This is a genomic window from Streptomyces sp. NPDC085937, assembly GCF_044540535.1.
Lineage (GTDB): Bacteria > Actinomycetota > Actinomycetes > Streptomycetales > Streptomycetaceae > Streptomyces.
Genome location: NZ_JBITSH010000023.1, coordinates 66,123 through 84,606, shown reverse-complemented (window position 1 = coordinate 84,606; position 18,484 = coordinate 66,123). Strand labels below are relative to the sequence as shown.

The window sequence follows — 18,484 nt, the reverse complement described above, 5'->3', positions numbered from 1 at the left end:
GGGGGCCCCGCGCCCGGGGGGGCGGCCTGGGGCCGTCCGGGGGCCCCCCCGGGGCGGGCGCCCGGGCGCGGCGGGGGGGGCCGCCCCGGGGGGGGGGGGGGGGGGGGGTGGGGGGGGGCCCCCCCCCCCCACGACCAGTGGACCACCAGTGTCAGAGCTCTGCCCCACACCCGCGAAGGCCGTCGGGTGGGACGAGGTGGGTCAGCGGGTGGTGGCGAGGGCGCGGGCGTCCTCGACGATGAGCGCCGCCCGCTCCTTGCTCAGGGACTTGCCCGACTGCACCTTCGCCCACGTCGCCAGCAGCGAGTACTGCTTGAGCCCGAGCATGGCCGTCATCGAGCTGACGGCGGAGTCCTTGGCGCCCGAGGTGAGGATGAGGTGGGCCAGGCCGGTCGGTGTGGCCTTGAGGGTGAAGGTCATCGTGTCCTCGGCGGTGCCGCCCTCGCCTGACGCCACGGCGCGCAGGGTGTGCGCTCCGGCCGCGAGGGTGGCCAGCTCCAGGGGCTTGCCGGCCGGGACGGAACGGCCGTCCAGAGTGAGCGTCACCGACGTGCTGCGGTCGCTCTGCACCGTCGGCACCGGCGACTGCGCGCGGTCCAGCACGGCGTCGGCGGCGGGGGAGGTTATGCGGACCGCGGGCTTGGCCGGGGGCACCGCCTGACTCTGCCGGAACGCGCTGTTCCATCCGTTCAGCTCGGTCGGCCGGTTGGTGATGACGCCGTCAACACCCGCGCTCTCCAACGCCTTCCAGCGGTCGGCGGAGTCCACGGTCCACACCATCACGGCCACACCGGCCTTGTGCAGGTCGGCGATGACGGACGGCTTCTTGCTGAGCGCGCCGTCCTCCGGGTTGTACGCGGCCAGGTGCAATTCCTTCGCGATGGCGACCGGGTCGGCGTCGAGGGTGCTGCGCAGCAGGCCGAGCGGCAGATCGGGAGCGAGTTCGTGGGTGTAGCGCAGGGCGTCCACCTCGAAGCTCTGCACGAACACGCGTCCGGTCATGCCGTGGTCGCGGATGGTGTCCACGATGGTGGCCACCTCATCCTTCGTGTGCGCGCCCTTGATCTCCAGCAGAAGGTCGCCGCCACGCGTGCGCAGGTCGTCCAGCTGAGCCGCCAGCGTCGGGACGCGCGCCCCCTTGTAGTGCGGCGCGAACCAGGAGCCCGCGTCGAGCGCGTCGATCTGCGCGGACGTCAGCGACCGGACGGCACCGCTGCCGTCGGTGGTGCGGTCCACGGTGCCGTCGTGGATGACGTACGGCACGCCGTCCTTGCTGGGCTGGACGTCGTTCTCGATGAAGTCGGCACCGCCCCGGCGGGCGATCTCCTGCGACGCGAGGGTGTTCTCGGGGGCGGCCGAGGAGGCACCGCGATGGGCGACGACGGTCAGCGGTGCCCCGGCCGCACGGATGTAGCTCTGCGGCGGAAGCTCGGTCACCGTGAGATCGTCGTAGGAGACCGAGGCCCCGTTGACGAGCAGGCCCTGGACGCCGTCGGCGGAGCGGGTGACCTTGGAGGTCCGCATGACCTCCTTGCCGTCGAAGTACCAGACGGCCTTGGTGCCATGGACTTCGGCGGCTATCTTCACGTCCTTGCCCGTGCCCGCTGCGGCCGGCGCCGCGTGGGTGTCGGTGACGTTCCAGGCGTTCGCCGGGGTGCGCTGGGCGAACTCCAGGCCGTTGGCCGCGGTGGTCCCGGACCGCATGGTGGCGACGGACCACGGGACGGCTCCGCTCGCCGGTAGGTCGAGCCCCATGGCGGTCCAGCGCGCGGCGTCGACGACCGACTCGAAGCGGGCGGTGACCTCGATCCGGAAGTCGTTGAGGTGTTCGCCGAAGGTGATCCGGCTCAGCTGCGAGGCGTTCGCGGAACTGCCGTACAGCCGACCGTCCTTGACCTGCCAGACACCCTCCACGGCCTTGAAGCCCTGAGGCAGCGAGGCCCCGGAGAAGTCGGTGGAGAGGACCACCCGGCCTGCCGGCGTGTCGGCTTCGGCGGATGGGGTCGAGTCCTCGGCGCTGGCGATCGTGGGAAGGGACACGGCGAGCAGTACGGAGGTGAGGAGCGCGACGCGAGAGCGCCGAGCATGCCGTGGTCGCGCGGTGCGGGCCGACGGGGAGATGAGTGAAGTACGTGGCATGGCGGGGACGTTAGGGACCGTCGGCGATCATGCCGGGCCGGGCGGATGAACACCAGGAGACGGCTCGTGGTCCGAACGGTCGTGTCGCGGACGATCTCCTTCTGGAGCCGGCCGCACGCGCCCCTCGACACGATGGAGGAGGGCATCGCGGTGGGGGAGGGCCAGGGCGGCGGCCCGAACGACAGCACGAGCAACCGGTGGGATGTGTTCGACTCGGCTCACCGGTTGTCGCGTTGGCTGTACACACATGCCGTCGAGTAGGCCGTAACAACAGCCGAAACAGTGAGGGTCCCCGCTCCGCCTGGGCGCCACCTGGCTGGAGTTGCCGGAACTCGGCAGCAACGCCCACTTCCAACCTGCCGTTCGGCCTTCTGGTCTGCCTGCTCGCCGCTGATGAAAGCTGAGGCCGAGGAGGCACATGATGACGACACGGGCGAGGGCCCCCCGTGGTGCGGCTGGCCAAACCCCGTGACGTGGAGCCCTTCACCTGGGAGCCGTACGGCAGGCGGCTGCTGTTCACCGCCATCGGGGTGTGTTTCGGCACGGGGCTGCCGGCCGTGTGGAGCGGCATCCCGTGGTGGACCGTGCCCGTCGTCGCCGTACCTGTCATGGTGTGCGCGGCGTGGTCGATGCGTCCCCGTCCGCCCCGCACCGCCTTCGGCGCCCTCTTGCGGTGATGCCCCGCGGTGACCGTGGCATCCGCCCCGAAAGATCTCGTCCTGGACCTGATGGGTTCAGCGTTCGGGGGTACACGGGGGCGCATGGCACCGAAGACCGAACGCATTCAGTTCCTGCGGGCAGTGCGGCAGCTGCGTCGTATCCGTTCCTTCTACGCTGCGGCGATGCTGTTGTGGGCAGGTTCCGCCGCCTGGAGCGGCTGGCAGGCTCCCGGCGGCCGGCAGATGTGGGTCTCCGTCCTTCTCCTGGCCGTCTTCACCGCTCTGTTCGTCACGGCGACTGTCTCCCTGCGACGCGTCGCGGTCCCGGCCACCGGCCGTCCTGTCCACCACGCCGCCCCGCACGCCGTGTCGAGCACCCGCCGCCACGCCCCTGCCTGAGACAGTGGTTCATTTCTGCGTGTGCCGGTACGGTGCCGTACTGCCGTCCCGTTGTCGCATCCCCTGACGTGATCGTCATCGCGTCAGGGGAATTTCGACCTGCCCAACCGAATGGGACGAGCTCTTAGTCGAGTGACCAATTCGTCAGCTTCGTCGGGTTCAGCATCAGCCACACATGCGTGACGCACTCATCACTGACGTCGAAGGTAGCCAGCCCGTGTCGGCGCTCCTCATCTCGAATGACGTAACCGAGGCCGTCAGCTGTCTCGCGTCGCTCAAGGCGGAGGGCTGGCTGTTTGCGCAACACTCCCATGAACCATCGGGCGACATGATCCGACCCACGGATGACCTGTGGTGCGGCATTGACGAAGCCACCGCCGTCCACCCGTAGTTCGACATGTGGAGCCAACACGCGGAGCAGGTCCTCGATGTGCCCTCCGACTGCGGCATCACGGAACGCCCGAACGACCTCGTCATGCTGGTGCGGAGAAACCTGCGCGCGCCTTCCTCGTCGAACGTGGCGGCGTGCGGACGTGGCCAATTGCCTTGTCGCCGCGGCCGAGCGACCTACGATTCCAGCGATTTCGTCGAACGGGACGCCGAACACATCATGCAGTACGAACGTCACACGCTCCGCAGGGGTCATGGCCTCGAGGACTGTCAGCAATGCCATGCTGACGGCGTCATCGAGGGTGACACGGTCGAGAGGATCAATAGCCAGATTGCTGGAGTTCAGTAGCGGTTTCGCCGTGTCGGAAAAGAGGTCAGCCGGTACTGGCTCCGGCAGCCACTGCCCGACGTACGTCTCACGCCGCGCCCGCGCGGAACCCAGCAGGTCGAGTGAGATGCGGCTCGCGACGCGCATGAGCCATGCCGCAGGCACGGCGATCTCGTCGCGTTCCTCGGGCTCAAGGCGATACCACCTCACATACGTCTCCTGCACGACGTCCTCGGCGTCGGCCAGGGTGCCCATCATGCGAAACGCTAGCGACAGCAGGCGATGTCGCTCCGCCATGACCGAATCGAGATCCTGTGATTCATCATGCCCGGATCCTCCGAACTTCGCTGATTCGGCAGGGACATCTTCCGACATGGGGCACCCTTTCCCAGTGGAGCGCGGCACGCCTGGCCTATCGCCGACAGGCAGACGGCCGTCTCCCATTTTCGCATTCAGACGGTGGGAATTCCCGAAATCGGGTACCGGACGCCGCCTGTCCGGTGCGCGCCGCGCGGAACCATGGCATCAAGAGGCCCCTGTCCGTCCACGGTCACAACCTCACGATCGTCCCCGCGATGGGCCAGAGTGGCACGGAAAAGGTCGTCGTGGTAAAAGCGATCGGGTCCAGCGATCTCGACCACACTTCCCGGCTCCAGCGTCGTGACGGCCTCGACGAGCAGGTCGATGACCTCGTCCAGCTCGACGGGCTGGATGAACGACCTCGGAGCGAGGACCTTCCCGTCCACAGTGTGCTGGTCGATGAGGATTGGAATGTAGCTCTGGAACTGAGTGGCCCGAATGATGGTGGCGGGGATGGAAGCGGATCGCACCGCCTTCTCCTGCGCCACCTTGCCGAGGTAGTACCCGATGTCGGACGCGTCCCCTTCCCCGACGCCGACGATGGAGAGCACGATGTGATGACGTACACCTGCCTGCTCGCCCTCCGCGGTCAGGTTGCTGATCGCTCCCTCGAAGAACGAGATCGCCCCCTCCGCATCGAAGCGGGGGGTGTTGAGGACGTTCACGACGGTGTCGACCCCGACGAGGGCCTCGGCGAGCCCCCGACCCGAGATCACATCGATTCCGTCCTCCAGCCCGCCTGAGACCACCTCGATGTCCTTGGCCTCCAGGCGGTCAGCGAGGCGGGACCCCACACGGCCGCGCCCACCAGCGATGAAAACCTTCATTTCCTCACTCCGTTCCGGGGCGCCAGTCGCTGCCCTCGCCAACATGACGACGCAGGCCGGAAAAGTGTGAGGCGAACTCCTGATCGTCGATCCTGGTCGTGTGGTGGGGGACGTGTGTCGTGCGGCGACCAGAGGCTCACGGGTCTTTCATGGGCCTCGACGATCAGTCGACGGTGGGGAATCGCGAGGCCAGGGCGGTCTCCAGGACGTCGGTATTGGCGTCGTCCGCTGCCCAGGCGACGTAACCGTCGGGGCGGACGAGCACGGCGGTACGACGGTCGCCGGCCCAGTGCTCGACGACCGGCAGGGAGTCGCCGTCAGCGTCCGGGGCCGCGCCGGGCCGAGGGTGCGGGGAGCGCGGGGTGATGAGGACGAAGCGGCCACCACGCAGCGTCTCGTACAGGCGCTGACCGCTGCCGAGGCCGACATCCGGGGCCCTGGTTCCGACGAGGCGGTGGGCGCCACGCGGGGCGGGGTAGCGGTAACCGATGCCGGTGAGCTGGGCCAGCGCCTTGGCCCGGGCGGGCGCGGCGGCGTTGACGAAGGCCGAGACGACGGCGCGTACCGCGCGCAGAGCCGGGTTCTGCGCCCGGGCCAGCCGGACGAGACCGCCGCTGCTGCGCAGAACCGCCTTGCCGACCGGGTGTCGTTCGGCCTGGTAGGTGTCGAGGAGGCTGTCGGACGCCTGCCCCGTGACGACGGCCGCGAGCTTCCAGCCGAGGTTGGCCGCGTCCTGCAGGCCGGTGTTCATGCCCTGCCCGCCGGCCGGCGAGTGGATGTGCGCGGCGTCGCCGGCGAGGAAGACCCGCCCGACCCGGTACGCGGGTGCCTGGCGTTCGTCGCTGTGGAAGCGGGAGAGCCAGCGGGCGCCGTGCATGCCGTAGTCGGTGCCCAGGGCGCGTCGGGTGACGTCCTTGACCTCGGCGAGATCGAGCGGTGCGTCGTCGGGGACCTCGTGGCGGCGGTCCCAGCCCATCACCCGGTACCAGCCGTCGCCGAACGAGACGATCATCGCGAACACGTCGCCCGCCCCGTCGACGGTCAGCACGGTCTCGGGCTTCTCGGCGAGCCGGACGTCCGCGAGGAACAGGGAGGTGATGACGGAGACGCCGGGGAAGGGCTGGCCGACCGCCCGGCGCACGGCGCTGTGGTGGCCGTCCGTGCCGACGACGTAGGCGGCACGGTGGGTGACGGTCGATCCGTCTCCGTTGCGGACGTCGATGTCGACGCCGTCGGCGTCCTGCCGCAGCGCGAGGAGCTCGTTCTCGTACTGGAACCGGACACCGAGCCGCTGCGCCCGGCGCTCCAGCAGGCGCTCGACCTCGTACTGGGGAGTGATCAGGAGGAACGGGAAGCGGGAGGGGAGCGTGCTCAGGTCGAGGGAAAGGCGGCGGAAGAGGCGGAGCCGGGTGATGGTGCTGCCGGTGGCGAGCAGGTCGTCGGCGAGCCCGCGGGCGTCGAGCTGCTCAAGGGTGCGGGCGTGCACGCCGAAGGCGCGGGAGAGGTTGCTGATCTTGCGCGGGCGCTTCTCCAGCAGGGTGACGGCGACGCCTGATTCAGCGAGGTCACCTGCCAGGAGGAGTCCGGTGGGGCCGGCGCCGACGACGACCACCTGATGCGTGTGGCTCCCCGCCTGGCTGGTGCCCTCGCCGGTGTCGGTGCCGTTCATGGTGACCTCCCCATCGCCAACGGTCGTGGGTCAACGCATGTGGGTCAACATCTGTGGGCCTGGCGCTCACCCGCTACGTGCTGCGCTTCCCGCCTGCCGCGGAACTGCACCCCGAGGAAATCACGGCCTGGCTCGCACCCACCGTGCAGCACTACCCGTGCGAGTTGATCGTCACCCTGGACGTTCCCGTGGAGGAGCAGGTACGGCGGCTGACTGCCCGCATCCCGGCGGACGACCCACGGAAGACCGCCGAAGCGGGCTGCTGAGCACCGTGACATTTCGCCGGCTCGCCTGCCTGGCCGACTCCTTCGTCCGCCGCCCAAGGGGGAAAGGCGCCGTCTCCGTCGTCGCGCAGTGCGCTACCCCTCCCGCCCGTCGACGAACGCCCCGCCCGCCGCGGCCAGCGCCACGCCACGCGCCGCCTGTCGGGCGAGGAGGGGATCGTTGCCACCCCGCATGAGCAGGATCTGCTGATAGACCGGTGCCGTGGACGCGACGAGCACCCTCCGCGAACACGTCCCCACAGGGCACTCGCCCCGCGCCACACTCCGTTCCACCACGACCGCGCACCGCGCGTACCGGTCCTCCCAGAACCGCTGAAGAGCCGAAGCCGCCTCGGGGGAGCGGAAGGAAGCGGCGATCAGCGCGGCGGTGACAGGTTCATCGGTGAGGCCGGCCTCCACCTCGGCGTTGAGGGCGGCCAGGTCGTCTTCGAGGGAGCCGGTGTCGGGCGGCTGCCAGCCGTCGCTGCCGGCGGCGTCGAGGACGTCGGCGAGGAGTCCGCCCACGTCGCGCCAGCGCCGGTAGACGGTCGTGCGGTGCACGGCGGCCTGCTCGGCGACCGCGTCCACACTCAACGCGTCGAACCCCTGCTCGACCAGCAACTCGCGTACCGCACCCAGCACGTGCTCCCGGATCCGCGCACTACGCCCGCCAGGCCGCCGCACCACGGTCCCGCCGACCCGGCCGATCCTCCCGGCCCCGTCGGCGGCCCCATCAGCGGTCTCGTCGGCCGTTCCGAATTTTGCGCTTGCCGCGCCCCCTGCCGTCATGACAGCATCTTAATGCAACTGTTGTCGCAGTAAGGATGTGGAGATGCTCTTCCCGGACGCTCACCCGACCCGCCGGCCCGCCACGGCGGCCGTCCGTCCCCCGAACGTCCAGGAGACCTCCCTTGCCCACGCAGATCACCGCCCGTTCCGTCTCGAAGTCGTACAACGGCCGCCTCGTCCTTGACGCGGTCACCTGCACCCTCACCACAGGCGAACGCACCGGCATCATCGGGGAGAACGGCTCCGGCAAGACCACGCTCCTCCGCGTGCTGGCCGGCGCCGAACAGCCCGACAGCGGCACCGTCACCGTGCAGGCGGACGGCGGTATCGGCCACCTCCCGCAGGACGCACGCCTGCCCGCCCACCACACCGTCCAGCAGGCCGTCGACGACGCCTTGAGCGACCTGCGCGCCATGCAGGCCCGCATGCGCCACCTGGAGGCCGTCATGGCCACCCACGACAGCCCCGGCGACGACACCCCGAGCGGCGTCTCCCGCGTGATGGCCGAGTACGGCGACCTGCTCACCGCATTCGAACTGCGCGGCGGCTACGAGGCCGACGCCCGTGTCGACCGCGCCCTGCACGGCCTGGGCCTGGGCCACCTGCCCCGCGACCGCGCCATCGGCGACCTCTCCGGCGGCGAACAGGTCCGCCTCCGCCTGGCCGCACTCCTGGCCGCGTCCCCCGAGGTGCTGCTGCTGGACGAGCCGACCAACCACCTCGACGACCACGCCCTGACCTGGCTCGAGGACCACCTGCGCACCCGACCCGGCACCACGGTCGCGGTGTCCCACGACCGCACCTTCCTCGACCGCGTCACGACCACCCTCCTCGAGGTCGACGCCGACCGCCGCACCGTCACCCGCTACGGCAACGGCTACACCGGCTACCTCGCCGAGAAGGCCGCCGCCCGCCGGCGCTGGGAACAGGACCACGCCGACTGGGAGGCGGACGTGGCCGCACAACGGGAAGCTGCCGCGGTCACCGCCCGCCGGGTCGCCCCCGGGCGCGCGATGAAGGACGGCAACAAGATGGCGTACGACCGTGCCGCCGGCCGCGTCCAGCAGTCCGTGGCCGGCAGGATCCGCAACGCGGAGGAACGCCTGCGCCGCCTGCTCGCCGACCCGGTGCCGAAGCCGCCCGAGCCACTGCGCTTCACCCCCACCCCACCCGCGGCAGGCCGTCGCTTTCCCGGCACCGTCCTGGAGGCGTCCGGCGTCACCGTCACCGGCCGTCTCGCCCGCACCGACCTCACCGTCAAGGCCGGGGACCGCCTCCTGATCACCGGAGCCAACGGCACCGGCAAGAGCACCTTGCTGCGAGTCCTGGTCGGCCGGCTCACCCCGGACACCGGCCAGATCACCCGCCGAGGCCGGATCGGCCACCTCCCGCAGGAGCCGGCACCGGGCAGGCCGGGGGAGACGGTACTGGGGGCCTACGCCCGCGGCCTCCCCGGCCACCCCGACGATCACGCCGAACGCCTCCTCGCACTCGGCCTGTTCACCTCCGAACGCCTCACGGCCTGCGTCACCGAACTGTCCACCGGCCAGCGCCGGCGCCTCGCACTCGCCCGCCTGCTCAGCCGCCCCAGCGACGTCCTCCTCCTGGACGAACCCACCAACCACCTCTCCCCGGCCCTCGTCGAGGACCTGGAACAAGCCCTGGCCGACTATCCCGGCACGATCCTGCTCGTCTCCCACGACCGCCGCCTCCGCAGCAGTTGGACAGGCACCCGTCTGACCCTGCCCGCACGCGACACAACCGCACCACCGACCGGCTGACCCCGACGACGCGTGACGGGACCTGCTCACCACGAGGGTGCGCCGCACGTTCTGCCTGGCCCGCGCCTCACTCTGCGAGCGCCGGCCGGCGGGCGGTGGTGCGGCGCAGTGCTCTGTGCACCCACCACCCCCCGGCGTACGCCAGGACCGCGCAGGCCAGAGCGGCGCCGCCGCCCGTCACCCAGTCCGACAGGACCGCCTCCGTCACGTCCCGTGTGCCGTTCCGGTCGGCCGGGCCAGGACCTCCCCGGTAGTCGGAGAAGGGAGCCGTGTTGACCGCGGCACCGGCCAGAACGGCGACGGACAGGGCGGCGGCCAAAGCGCGGCGGGTGGTCCTGGACAGGGTGTCCCGCCCGACGCCGCGCCCCGTCGAGGCGCCGCGCGACCTGCGCCACAGGAAGAGCGCGACGGCCAGGAGACCCACGGCGGTGCTCAGGTGCTGCAGGGCGCGAGCCACCGTGACGTCGCCGGCCAGATCGGATCGCAGGACGCCGAGGTGAGTCACCAGATACCCGTCGGCGTGGGTGAAGGAGTCCCATACGAGGTGGGTGATGATGCCGGTCACGAGCGACAACAGGACCCGGACCACCCGCCCTACGCCCCCGACGCGCCCATGTCCGTGTCCGTACCCGTCGGCGGGGGAAAGCCCCGTCGGCAGCAGGGCTGCCATCGGCCGTCGCACCAGCGCGTACGCCGTCAACAGCAGCGCTCCGAACACCGTCGGCACGCCGATGCCGGACACCTGGTGGGACGTGGTGGCGTTGAGGAGCGGCTCGTACCAGGACTGCGCGCTGACCGGAATACCGGCCGTGCCGAGGAAGTACGGCACGTCCGGAGCCAGGGACCCGCAGACCAGGGCGGCCGGTGAGAACGGGAGGCGGAGCAACGGCAGTACGGCGGCCGGGTGGGAGAGCGTGAACGGCATCGAGTGATCACCCCGGTGTCGGCGCGTCCGGGTGGCGGGCACGCGAGCTGGACGTCCCGGATTCTGACAGGACGCTCAAGAGTATATGTCGTTCAACTGACTATGCGGGCAGTGCAGGGTCCGGAGCACGTGGAGCGGTGGCGTTCCGGACCCGTGGGGGAGGGGCGCTCAGGGGCCGACCGTGTGGGCGTAGGCGAGGAACAGTGGGCAGGCGACGGCTGTCGCGGCCGTGGCGGTGAGACTGAGTGACCGGTGCCGCAGGGCGCGTCCGACACCGGAGGCCGCGAGGACCAGCAGCGGCCACAGGCCGTAGTCCGTGCTCACCGGCAGGAAGCCGGCGTACAGCAAGGTGACGGGCAGCCACACCACGGCGGCCACGACCCCCGCCGTGGCCCGGGCCCGCGCGTCGGGCGGCAGGTCGGGAGGGGCGGACGCCAGGGCCAGCGCCGCGAGCAGCGCCATGACGGGCGTGACCACGGGATCGCCGAAGTCGGGCCCGCTGACGACGGTCGCGACCGCCAGAACCACCAGTCCGACGGCCGTCGCGCACGCCCCCGCGCGCCACGTGCTCGTCAGTGCGGTGACGGCACCGACGGCCACCAGCGCGGACGCGAACAGCCGCACGGTCCAGGTATCGGCCTCGAAGGGCGGGAAGGCGGGCGACAGGGACCCCGCCACGTACCAGCGACTCACGTGCAGTCCGCAGTAGGCCGCCGCCACACCGGCGACCTGCGGGGCCGCCTCCGCCAGCAGGCGTCCGGCGCCGGTCGCGGAACTCACCCCGAGCCGCATCCGCAGGGCGTGCCCGGCGATGTCGGCAACCTCCCTGACGCGCTCCACGGCGCCGGCGCCGGCCACCGACTCCCGGTACACGGCGAGGATCTCCTCCCCGGCCTCGAGCCGGTACCGCCGCGGATACAGACGCAGGACCGGACCGATCACCCCTGTGGCACCGTGCGGCCGGAGATCCCGAGCCGGCGGGTGGCCTCGCGGGCCGTCGCCGCCATCCGCTCGGCCGCCGCCGACAGGGTCTCCCGCCCGGGCGGCGCGAGGGCGTAGACCTTCCGGGCCCGCCCGTCGACGATCTCCTCGCGGTGCACTTCGATCAGGCCGTCCTTCAGGAGACGGTCGAGGGCGCCGTAGAGCGTGCCGGTGCGCAGGACGACACGGCCCTCGGACAGCGCCTTCACCTCCTGCGTGACGGCGTAGCCGTGGCGGGGCCGGTCGGCCAGTGCCGTGAGGATCAGCAGGGTCGGCTCCTGCAGCGGGCGCTCGCTCATCCGGCCAACATATGCCGCTCCGCGTCCCATGGACAACGAGCTCGGACCGGTCCCCGGAACAATCGAGGCGTGGACTAGTTGCCGGCCAGGTGTGAGGCGAGCCGTGACAGCAGAGGCAACGCCGCCTCCAGCGTCCTGCGTTCACCCGGACTGAGGGCACCGTCGATCGCGGTGCCGAGCCAGTCGGCACGCCGTTGGCGCTCTTCGGCCAGACGGTCACGTCCCGTGGACGTCAGGTGGAGCAGCACCTTGCGCCCGTCGCTGGGGTGTGCCTCGGCGCGCACAAGGCCCCGGGCCAGCAGCTCTTTGACCGCCTTGGCAGCCGACTGGTGACTGACCCCACGCTGTTGTGCGACGTCCGCGGTGGTCAGCGGGCCGCTGCGGTCCAGGTAGCCCAGGATGGCGGCCTCGCCGGGCGGCATCGTGTCGGCAGCGCGCACGCTGCGTACGAGCTGCCCGATCGTCAGACGCAGTTCCTCAGCCAGCTGCTTGTCATCCACAAGGCCAGAGCATATCTGGATTGATCAACCGAACTGTACAGCTTGGCTGCATGTCGGACGGGGGTCTCCGGGGTCGGCTGTCTACAGCCGTACTGTACAGTTTGGTTGTAGAACGTTGTCGGAGCTCGGAAAGAACCCACCATGAAGCTCACCAAGCACGCCCACGCCTGCGTCGCCCTGGACAAGGACGGCACCCGCCTGGTCATCGACCCCGGCACCCTCACGCCGGACGCGGCGGAGGCCGTCAGCCAGGCTCACGCCGTCCTGATCACCCACGAACACTTCGACCACTTCGACGAGAAACTCGTCGCCGCGGCCCTCGAGGCCCAGCCCGGCCTGCAGGTCTACGGCACGGCCACGGTCGCGGCCACCCTCGGCAGCCACGACGGGCGCGTCCACGCCGTCAGCGCAGGTGACACCTTCGGCGTCGGTTCCCTCACCGTCACCGTCCACGGCCACCGCCACGCGCAGATCCATGCCGACATCCCGTGCCCCGACAACGTCGGTTACCTCATCGACGACGGAGCCGTCTATCACCCCGGCGACGCCTACTTCGCGCCCGACGCCTCGGTGCGCACGCTGTTGCTGCCGACCAGCGGCCCCTGGACGAAGCTCGGCGAAGCCGCCGACTTCGTCCGCACGGTCAAGCCCGAGCGGGTCATCCAGATCCACGAACTCATGCTCAGCGACCTCGGCCGGCACTCCACCGCCACGCTTCTCGGAGAGAAGGGCCTGACCGGCATCCCGGTCGAGCGCGTCGAGCCCGGTACCACCGTCCAGCTGCACGACGTCTGATCAGCACCCCGCGGGCAAAGACGCCGGCCCATGACCGCACGCGCAGACGTCATGGCCTACCTTCACCGCAGCGCGGTGTGCGGCGTCAGGTGCCCCGCGGAGTCACCAGCCCGCTTTGATAGGCAAGGACCACGAGTTGGGCGCGGTCGCGGGCGTGGAGCTTGGCCATGGCTCGGTTGATGTGGGTCTTGGCGGTTGCCGGGCTGATGACCAGGCGGCCGGCGATCTCGTCGTTGGACAGACCGTGCGCGGCCAGGGCGACCGCCTCGCGTTCACGGGCGGTCAGACTCACCAGGGCGCTGCCGATGCGGGCGGGCGGATGCTGGGTGACGTAACGGCCGATGAGCCGGCGGGTGAGGGAGGGCGCGAGCAAGGCGTCACCGCGGGCGGCGACGCGTACGGCGTGCAGGAAGTCCTCCGGCAGGATGTCCTTGACCAGGAAGCCGGCGGCACCGGCGCGCAGCGCCTCGAAGACGTACTCGTCCATGCCGTAGTTGGTCAGCATGACGACATGGACGCCAGCCAGGGCCGGATCCGCGGCAATGCGCCGGGTCGCCTCGATGCCGTCCATGACGGGCATCTGGATGTCGACGAGAGCGACGTCAGGTTGGTGCTCCTCGACGAGTGCCAAGCACTCCCGGCCGTCGGCGGCCTCCGCCACCACCTCGATGTCGTCCTCGAGGTCGAGCAGCGCGCGGAAGCCGCTGCGGATGAGCGGCTGGTCGTCGACAAGCAGGACCCGGATCACTGAGCTCCGTCCGTGGGCAGTTCGGCCTGGACGGTGAAGCCGCCCGTGTCACGCGGCTCGGCGCGCAGACGGCCCCCCAGCGCTGTGACCCGTTCGCGCATGCCGAGCAGCCCGAGACCGGGCGTCGGTACGGGGCGCGCGGCGGCCTTCCCGTTGTCGTCGACGCGGATGGCGAGCACGCCCGGTGTCCGATGGTCGATGAGCACCGAGGCAGTGGTCGCCGCGGCGTGCCTGGTGACGTTGGTGAGCGACTCCTGAACGATCCGGTAAGCGGCTCGGCCCACCGCGGCCGGCACCTCGTGCGGACGTCCCTCGACCGTGAGGGTCGTCTCCAAGTCGGGTCCGTGGAAGCGTTTGACCAGGTCGTTCACATGGTCGAGTCCGTGCGGCGGGGCGGTGTCGTCGTCGCGCAGCACCTCAAGGGTCGCCCGCAGCTCCCGGCTCGCTTCCCGGCCGGCTTCCTGGATCGCGAGCAGCGCCTCCGGCACCTGCTCGCCGCGACGCCTGGCCACATGGACGGCGACCTCGGACTGCACCTTGATGACGGAGATCTGGTGGGTGAGGGAGTCGTGCAGTTCCCGGGCGATGCGCAGCCGCTCGTCGTCGGCCCGGCGGCGCGCGGTCTCCTCACGTGTGCGTTCGGCTTCGTCGGCCCGCCGTTCGGCTTGCCGCACCGCTTCCCCGGCGGCGATGGCGGCGATCAGCCAGGCGATCTCCAGGGTGCTCCGGGCCTGCCCCATGATCTCGCGCAGGTTCCCGTCGTGGAAGGCCAGGGCGGTGAGGTGGAGTGCGACGAGGAGGCCTGCGGAGACGGCCAGCGTGACGGTGCGGTGCCCGGCACGTACCGCGCTGTGGACCGCCACCAGGTAGGAGACGGCGAGCGCGTGGAACCCCGATGCCAGCCAGCCCACCGCGCACAGCCCGGTGACGGCCAGGACCACGAGCGGCGCCCGTCGGCGCGCGGCCAGGACCAGCCCACCGGCCGCCAGCAGTGCCGAGCCGAGCAGTTCGCGCACTCCCGACGGGTGGGGCGCGGACAGCCCCGTGCCCAGCAGCAGCGCCGCCACGCCCAACGCGGTCGCCCATTGGGTGACTTCGGCCGGGACAGCGAACCGTCCTTTGTCCATGGGCGCACCGTAGCGGGACGCCGCTGTGGGGGAGTCCGGCTCAAGGACGAGCGGTCGGCTACCGCGTGTGCGGTAGGGGGCCTCCCCTCGTGCCACCGCTGCGGTATCCGGATGCCGCAGCGGCGGGGGTGCGAAGTGCCTCCGTCTGCTGGACGACCGGAAGGAAGGCCGACGCGCATGCTCGGACTGCATCGATCGTCGGAAGCGGCGACCGAGGATCTGAAGAGCAGGGAGGGGAGCGACATGGGTGCTTCAGCGGCACTGGTGGCGGCCGCCGAGGGCGGGATCATCGGTGACGGGAGGACAGGGGCGAACTTGGCTCTCGCAGTCGGCGCGATCGGGCTGGCCGTCGGCTGGCTTGCCCTGACCCGCGCCGGCCGCCGCGTCAGTGGCGGCAACGTGCGCGCGGGCGGGATGGCGGCCATCGCGATGGGAGCGCTCGGCACGGTTCTGGCGGTGCTGCACCTGGCCACCGCGAGCGGCGGTCCCGGTACCGGTAACGGACTCGTCGGCGCCGTCGTGGCCGTGCCGCTGGGGCTGGGCGCCGTATTCGTCGGTCGGCGGGCCCTGATCCGCTGCCGCTCAGGGGCGACGACGTAGGGTGCGAACCCATGTCGTGGACTCGCGTGCACGGAGGCGAAATGCTCGCTCACTCGTCGGTGTTGGCGGCCGGGAGGCGTCATTCGGTCGGACGGCGCGGTGACGGAACCGTTCTCGCGGTGGGCAACTCCGCGGCCGCCGAATGCCGTGTCGGGCAGTGGCAAGACGTCGTCGCGGTGGCAGCCGGCAACGTTCATACCGCGTCGAACACCGGCAAGTCGCACACGGTGGGTCTCCGGTCGGACGGCACCGTGCTGGCGACGGGGTGGGACGGCGACGGGCAGTGCGATGTCGCCCGGTGGCGAGGGGTCGTGGCTGTGGCCGCGGGCTGGCGCCGCACGCTCGGACTTCTGGAGAACGGTCGTGTGCTGGCAGTCGGCCGACCTACGGAAGGCCAGTGCGACGTGCGGTCGTGGACCGAGGTGGTCGCCGTGTCGTGTGGTGACTGGCACTCGGTCGGTGTCACGGCGGACGGTTCCGCACTGGCCGCCGGGAACAACCGACGCGGGCAATGTGCCGTCGAGGGGTGGCGTGACCTGACCGCCGTCGCGGCCGGATGTCTCCATACCGTCGGGCTCCGGGCCGACGGGCGGGCGGTGGCGACCGGAGAGCGGGCAAGCGGGGCGTGTGCGGTCGACGACTGGGAGGACGTGGTGGCACTCGACGCGGGCAGTCACCACACCGTCGGGGTCACCGCGTCCGGGGGAGTCCTCGCAGTGGGCCACAACCATGACGGCCAGTGCGAGGTCGGCGGTTGGTCCGACGTCGTGGCTGTGACGGCCGGTTCCACGCACACCCTCGGCCTGCGCGCCGACGGCACAGTGGTGAGCGCGGGGAACAATGCCGACGGACAGTGCGACGTCGACGCCTGGTCCGAAATCCGCCTCCCGTGACGGCCGTGGCCACACGGGGCAAGGCCGTTGTCGGAGCCGTCCCCTAGAGTCCGCCCGTGAACACTGAACTGCGAGACCGTTTGCGCCCCTTCAGTGACAAGGCGCTGGCGCAAGGCATACCGGCCGACGACGTGGAGCGGTGGCTGGCAACCGCTCGCCCGTGCGTGACCCTGACACGCGAGGACGGGCCGGAACCCGTTGTGGGCCGGTTCGGCGGCCCGCTCGAACTCCCCGCCGACATGCCCACCCCCGGGGCCCCCTTCGTCGCCTCCATCGACCTCGCGGCCCTTCCGGCCGACGGGACGGACCTGCCCCTGCCACGCGACGGGCGCTTGCTCTTCTTCGCCTGGCCCGAGAGCGAATACCCCGAGTCCGCGGGCCAGGTGGTGTACGTGCCCGAGGGCGCGCCCGTCACGGAGCGGGACAAGCACGAGTCCTGGAATCCGGGAGACGTCGACGAGTACCGGGCCATGTTCGACAGTTACCCTCAGGGGCCGCTGCGCGCGCGGGTCGACGTGTCGCTCCCGTACCACACGCACCTCACCCCTCCCGGGCAGCGGCGCTCTGTGCTTGTCCCGGGACACCCCCGTGCCGAAGAGCTCGTCAGCGTCTGGGAGGACACGCAGGACGACATCGCCACCGACGGGCCGATGCAGCTCGGCGGTTACGCGGACGAGGAGGCCGTTTACGTCGACCCGGTGGAGGTCGCCGTGTCAACCGTCACGCAGGCGGTGGAGTCGGGCAGTTGGGAGGGACCGGTCTCGGCCGACCCCGCGGACTGGGTGCTGCTCGCCGACTGGTTCGCCGGTGAGGACGTGGCGCGGTACGAGGGTTCCACCGTCCACTGGGTGATCCAGCGCGAGGACCTGGCGGCACGACGCTTCGACCGGGCCTTCGTCACGGTCTACTGGAACCCCTGACGGCGCGACGTGCCGCCCGTCCTGCCGACCGCGTCCGCGTCCGTCGGCAGGAACCGTCGCCCGACGCACCGGCACCTGCCTCGACGCTGTCGCAGGACCCGGTGGCCCGACTGCCGTCCGGCCCGCGTCCCGGGAAGCGGGCCGGACGGCCGGGGCCGCGCGGTGGCCGCACGATCAACGAGCTTCCACGATCTGGCTCGACGCCGCAGCGGCCTCGCCCCGCCGGCCGATGCCGCGGTCGAGCGGAACCAGTTCGATGTGTGACTCGCTTCGTCCCAGTGCTGTCCGGAAGTCAGGCGCGGGTACTACCGGAGAGGGTGTCGGCCGGCCCGCGCGTCCACAGGGAGAGGTCGCTGCTCGTCGCCACGGCGATGGTGCGTCCGGAAGGCGAGAAGCCGGCTGTGCGGAATGTGGAGTAGTCCGAGTGGAAGATGTGCCACCACCGCTCTCCGTGCGGACCCGCGTGGGGCAGTCCGCCGTCGAGGGACAGCAGGACACGCTCGTTCGGCCAGGCCGGGGTGACGACCTCCAGCGACCATCCGTCCCCGGTGGTGGTGTGCAGCCCTCCACCGAAGAGCCCCGCGATGCGCACGCGGCTCCCGGCTATCGGCCCCAGCCCTGGGCAGGACAGATCGGCGGCCCCGTCGGGGGTGCTGTCCTCGGGGCCGGGGTCGCGGTCCCTGGCGATCTTCTCCCCCGTGACGGCGTCGAAGAGACCGTGACCGTCGTGAGAGACGACCATCACCAGATCGTGGCCGCTGTCGGGATGCGTCGCGAAGCCGATCCCGATCAGTCCGCCGATTGGAACGCCGTATGCGCACTCGAAGACGGGCCGCCAGGGTTCGGGCGCGGGCACCACGGGAGCCGCGAGAAGCCGGTCCCGCATCGCTCGCTGGTACGCCGAAAGCTCGGGCTCACGCTCCGACTGCTCGAGCGGAGCCGCCTTCTTCGTCCACTTCGTCACGGCTCCATGATCCATACTCCGGTCGAATTGCCCAACGGAGTTGATGCAGCCAAGCACTCAAGCACGCGCCCTTGTCGTCTGTGAACGCGGCTTGGTGCCCCACGTCCGTCAGTCCCGCTGCCACTCCG

Annotated in this window: 20 protein-coding genes and 1 pseudogene; 9 read left to right on the top strand and 12 right to left on the bottom strand. The window is 71.0% G+C overall.

Annotation, left to right across the window (positions count from 1 at the left end; translation table 11 throughout):
* Positions 1-201 precede the first annotated feature (201 nt).
* A complete protein-coding gene (locus ACIF8S_RS32035; protein ID WP_400003896.1) occupies positions 202-2,139 on the bottom strand; it encodes a glycerophosphodiester phosphodiesterase in 1,938 nt (645 codons plus the stop codon).
* A gap of 66 nt (positions 2,140-2,205) precedes the next feature.
* On the opposite strand from ACIF8S_RS32035, the gene ACIF8S_RS32030 reads away from it, so the two are divergent.
* The 3 genes from ACIF8S_RS32030 to ACIF8S_RS32020 all read left to right on the top strand — a co-directional run bounded on the left by ACIF8S_RS32030 (position 2,206) and on the right by ACIF8S_RS32020 (position 3,197).
* Positions 2,206-2,400: a hypothetical protein gene (locus tag ACIF8S_RS32030; RefSeq protein ID WP_400003895.1), complete on the top strand. Its 195-nt coding sequence runs from the start codon at positions 2,206-2,208 to the stop codon at positions 2,398-2,400.
* Positions 2,401-2,585: 185 nt separating this feature from the next.
* A complete protein-coding gene (locus ACIF8S_RS32025) occupies positions 2,586-2,816 on the top strand; it encodes a hypothetical protein (RefSeq protein WP_400003893.1) in 231 nt (76 codons plus the stop codon).
* A gap of 84 nt (positions 2,817-2,900) precedes the next feature.
* Positions 2,901-3,197 (top strand): hypothetical protein, encoded by a 297-nt coding sequence (locus ACIF8S_RS32020; RefSeq protein WP_349796093.1) that lies wholly within the window; start codon positions 2,901-2,903, stop codon positions 3,195-3,197.
* 124 nt (positions 3,198-3,321) lie between these two features.
* Here ACIF8S_RS32020 and sigJ read toward each other — a convergent pair whose 3' ends face one another.
* The 3 genes from sigJ to ACIF8S_RS32005 all read right to left on the bottom strand — a co-directional run bounded on the left by sigJ (position 3,322) and on the right by ACIF8S_RS32005 (position 6,771).
* Positions 3,322-4,290: an RNA polymerase sigma factor SigJ gene (gene sigJ / locus ACIF8S_RS32015; protein WP_400003891.1), complete on the bottom strand. Its 969-nt coding sequence runs from the start codon at positions 4,288-4,290 to the stop codon at positions 3,322-3,324.
* 77 nt (positions 4,291-4,367) lie between these two features.
* Positions 4,368-5,102 (bottom strand): SDR family oxidoreductase, encoded by a 735-nt coding sequence (locus ACIF8S_RS32010; protein ID WP_400003890.1) that lies wholly within the window; start codon positions 5,100-5,102, stop codon positions 4,368-4,370.
* Positions 5,103-5,265: 163 nt separating this feature from the next.
* Positions 5,266-6,771: an FAD-dependent monooxygenase gene (locus ACIF8S_RS32005; protein ID WP_400003888.1), complete on the bottom strand. Its 1,506-nt coding sequence runs from the start codon at positions 6,769-6,771 to the stop codon at positions 5,266-5,268.
* A gap of 38 nt (positions 6,772-6,809) precedes the next feature.
* Between ACIF8S_RS32005 and ACIF8S_RS32000 the strand changes: the two are divergent.
* Positions 6,810-7,037: pseudogene (locus tag ACIF8S_RS32000) on the top strand (hypothetical protein); the annotation flags it as partial.
* Positions 7,038-7,130: 93 nt separating this feature from the next.
* Here the strand turns inward: ACIF8S_RS32000 and ACIF8S_RS31995 are convergent.
* Positions 7,131-7,676 (bottom strand): TetR/AcrR family transcriptional regulator, encoded by a 546-nt coding sequence (locus ACIF8S_RS31995; protein WP_400003886.1) that lies wholly within the window; start codon positions 7,674-7,676, stop codon positions 7,131-7,133.
* 269 nt (positions 7,677-7,945) lie between these two features.
* Between ACIF8S_RS31995 and abc-f the strand changes: the two genes are divergently transcribed.
* Positions 7,946-9,604 (top strand): ribosomal protection-like ABC-F family protein, encoded by a 1,659-nt coding sequence (gene abc-f, locus ACIF8S_RS31990; protein ID WP_400003884.1) that lies wholly within the window; start codon positions 7,946-7,948, stop codon positions 9,602-9,604.
* Between the two features lie 67 nt (positions 9,605-9,671).
* On the opposite strand, the gene ACIF8S_RS31985 is transcribed toward abc-f, so the two are convergent.
* The 4 genes from ACIF8S_RS31985 to ACIF8S_RS31970 form a co-directional block, all read right to left on the bottom strand.
* Entirely contained in the window at positions 9,672-10,529 is an 858-nt protein-coding gene (locus ACIF8S_RS31985) for a DUF4184 family protein (RefSeq protein ID WP_400003882.1), read from the bottom strand.
* Positions 10,530-10,697: 168 nt separating this feature from the next.
* The gene (locus ACIF8S_RS31980) at positions 10,698-11,471 is read right to left on the bottom strand and encodes a hypothetical protein (protein WP_400003880.1); all 774 of its coding nucleotides are present in this window, start codon (positions 11,469-11,471) and stop codon (positions 10,698-10,700) included.
* Positions 11,468-11,809 carry a PadR family transcriptional regulator gene (locus ACIF8S_RS31975; protein ID WP_349796077.1) on the bottom strand — a complete coding sequence of 114 codons (342 nt, stop codon included), beginning with the start codon at positions 11,807-11,809 and terminating at the stop codon, positions 11,468-11,470. Before ACIF8S_RS31975 ends, ACIF8S_RS31980 begins: the two co-directional genes overlap by 4 nt.
* 74 nt (positions 11,810-11,883) lie before the next feature.
* Positions 11,884-12,309, bottom strand: coding sequence for a MarR family winged helix-turn-helix transcriptional regulator (locus ACIF8S_RS31970; RefSeq protein ID WP_400003878.1), 426 nt, complete (start codon positions 12,307-12,309; stop codon positions 11,884-11,886).
* A 141-nt stretch (positions 12,310-12,450) separates the two neighbouring features.
* Here ACIF8S_RS31970 and ACIF8S_RS31965 point away from each other — a divergent pair, with 141 nt between their 5' ends.
* Positions 12,451-13,104: an MBL fold metallo-hydrolase gene (locus ACIF8S_RS31965; protein WP_400003876.1), complete on the top strand. Its 654-nt coding sequence runs from the start codon at positions 12,451-12,453 to the stop codon at positions 13,102-13,104.
* A gap of 85 nt (positions 13,105-13,189) precedes the next feature.
* Here the strand turns inward: ACIF8S_RS31965 and ACIF8S_RS31960 are convergent, their stop codons facing one another.
* Both ACIF8S_RS31960 and ACIF8S_RS31955 read right to left on the bottom strand, forming a co-directional pair.
* Positions 13,190-13,852, bottom strand: coding sequence for a response regulator (locus ACIF8S_RS31960; protein ID WP_400003875.1), 663 nt, complete (start codon positions 13,850-13,852; stop codon positions 13,190-13,192).
* On the bottom strand, positions 13,849-14,979 hold the full coding sequence (locus ACIF8S_RS31955; protein WP_400003873.1) for a sensor histidine kinase: 1,131 nt from the start codon (positions 14,977-14,979) through the stop codon (positions 13,849-13,851). Before ACIF8S_RS31955 ends, ACIF8S_RS31960 begins: the two co-directional genes overlap by 4 nt.
* 177 nt (positions 14,980-15,156) lie before the next feature.
* Between ACIF8S_RS31955 and ACIF8S_RS31950 the strand changes: the two genes are divergently transcribed.
* From ACIF8S_RS31950 to ACIF8S_RS31940, 3 genes are read left to right on the top strand one after another with little or no spacing between them, the layout of a single operon-like run.
* Complete coding sequence (locus ACIF8S_RS31950) at positions 15,157-15,579, top strand: DUF6223 family protein (protein ID WP_400003871.1); 423 nt, start codon at positions 15,157-15,159, stop codon at positions 15,577-15,579.
* Positions 15,580-15,620: 41 nt separating this feature from the next.
* On the top strand, positions 15,621-16,472 hold the full coding sequence (locus tag ACIF8S_RS31945) for an RCC1 domain-containing protein (protein WP_400003869.1): 852 nt from the start codon (positions 15,621-15,623) through the stop codon (positions 16,470-16,472).
* 56 nt (positions 16,473-16,528) lie between these two features.
* The gene (locus tag ACIF8S_RS31940; RefSeq protein ID WP_400003867.1) at positions 16,529-17,392 is read left to right on the top strand and encodes a DUF1963 domain-containing protein; all 864 of its coding nucleotides are present in this window, start codon (positions 16,529-16,531) and stop codon (positions 17,390-17,392) included.
* A 292-nt stretch (positions 17,393-17,684) separates the two neighbouring features.
* Here the strand turns inward: ACIF8S_RS31940 and ACIF8S_RS31935 are convergent, their stop codons facing one another.
* Positions 17,685-18,356, bottom strand: a complete 672-nt coding sequence (locus ACIF8S_RS31935; RefSeq protein ID WP_400003865.1) for a hypothetical protein — start codon at positions 18,354-18,356, stop codon at positions 17,685-17,687.
* Positions 18,357-18,484 lie beyond the last annotated feature (128 nt).

What these genes read in the sequence shown, in the direction of transcription:
- ACIF8S_RS32035 (WP_400003896.1), bottom strand. Translation starts at nt 2,139, where the DNA reads ATGCCACGTACTTCACTCATCTCCCCGTCGGCCCGCACCGCGCGACCA.
- ACIF8S_RS32020 (WP_349796093.1), top strand. Translation starts at nt 2,901, where the DNA reads ATGGCACCGAAGACCGAACGCATTCAGTTCCTGCGGGCAGTGCGGCAG.
- sigJ (WP_400003891.1), bottom strand. Translation starts at nt 4,290, where the DNA reads ATGTCGGAAGATGTCCCTGCCGAATCAGCGAAGTTCGGAGGATCCGGG.
- ACIF8S_RS32010 (WP_400003890.1), bottom strand. Translation starts at nt 5,102, where the DNA reads ATGAAGGTTTTCATCGCTGGTGGGCGCGGCCGTGTGGGGTCCCGCCTC.
- ACIF8S_RS32005 (WP_400003888.1), bottom strand. Translation starts at nt 6,771, where the DNA reads ATGAACGGCACCGACACCGGCGAGGGCACCAGCCAGGCGGGGAGCCAC.
- ACIF8S_RS31985 (WP_400003882.1), bottom strand. Translation starts at nt 10,529, where the DNA reads ATGCCGTTCACGCTCTCCCACCCGGCCGCCGTACTGCCGTTGCTCCGC.
- ACIF8S_RS31975 (WP_349796077.1), bottom strand. Translation starts at nt 11,809, where the DNA reads ATGAGCGAGCGCCCGCTGCAGGAGCCGACCCTGCTGATCCTCACGGCA.
- ACIF8S_RS31965 (WP_400003876.1), top strand. Translation starts at nt 12,451, where the DNA reads ATGAAGCTCACCAAGCACGCCCACGCCTGCGTCGCCCTGGACAAGGAC.
- ACIF8S_RS31955 (WP_400003873.1), bottom strand. Translation starts at nt 14,979, where the DNA reads ATGGACAAAGGACGGTTCGCTGTCCCGGCCGAAGTCACCCAATGGGCG.
- ACIF8S_RS31950 (WP_400003871.1), top strand. Translation starts at nt 15,157, where the DNA reads ATGCTCGGACTGCATCGATCGTCGGAAGCGGCGACCGAGGATCTGAAG.
- ACIF8S_RS31945 (WP_400003869.1), top strand. Translation starts at nt 15,621, where the DNA reads ATGCTCGCTCACTCGTCGGTGTTGGCGGCCGGGAGGCGTCATTCGGTC.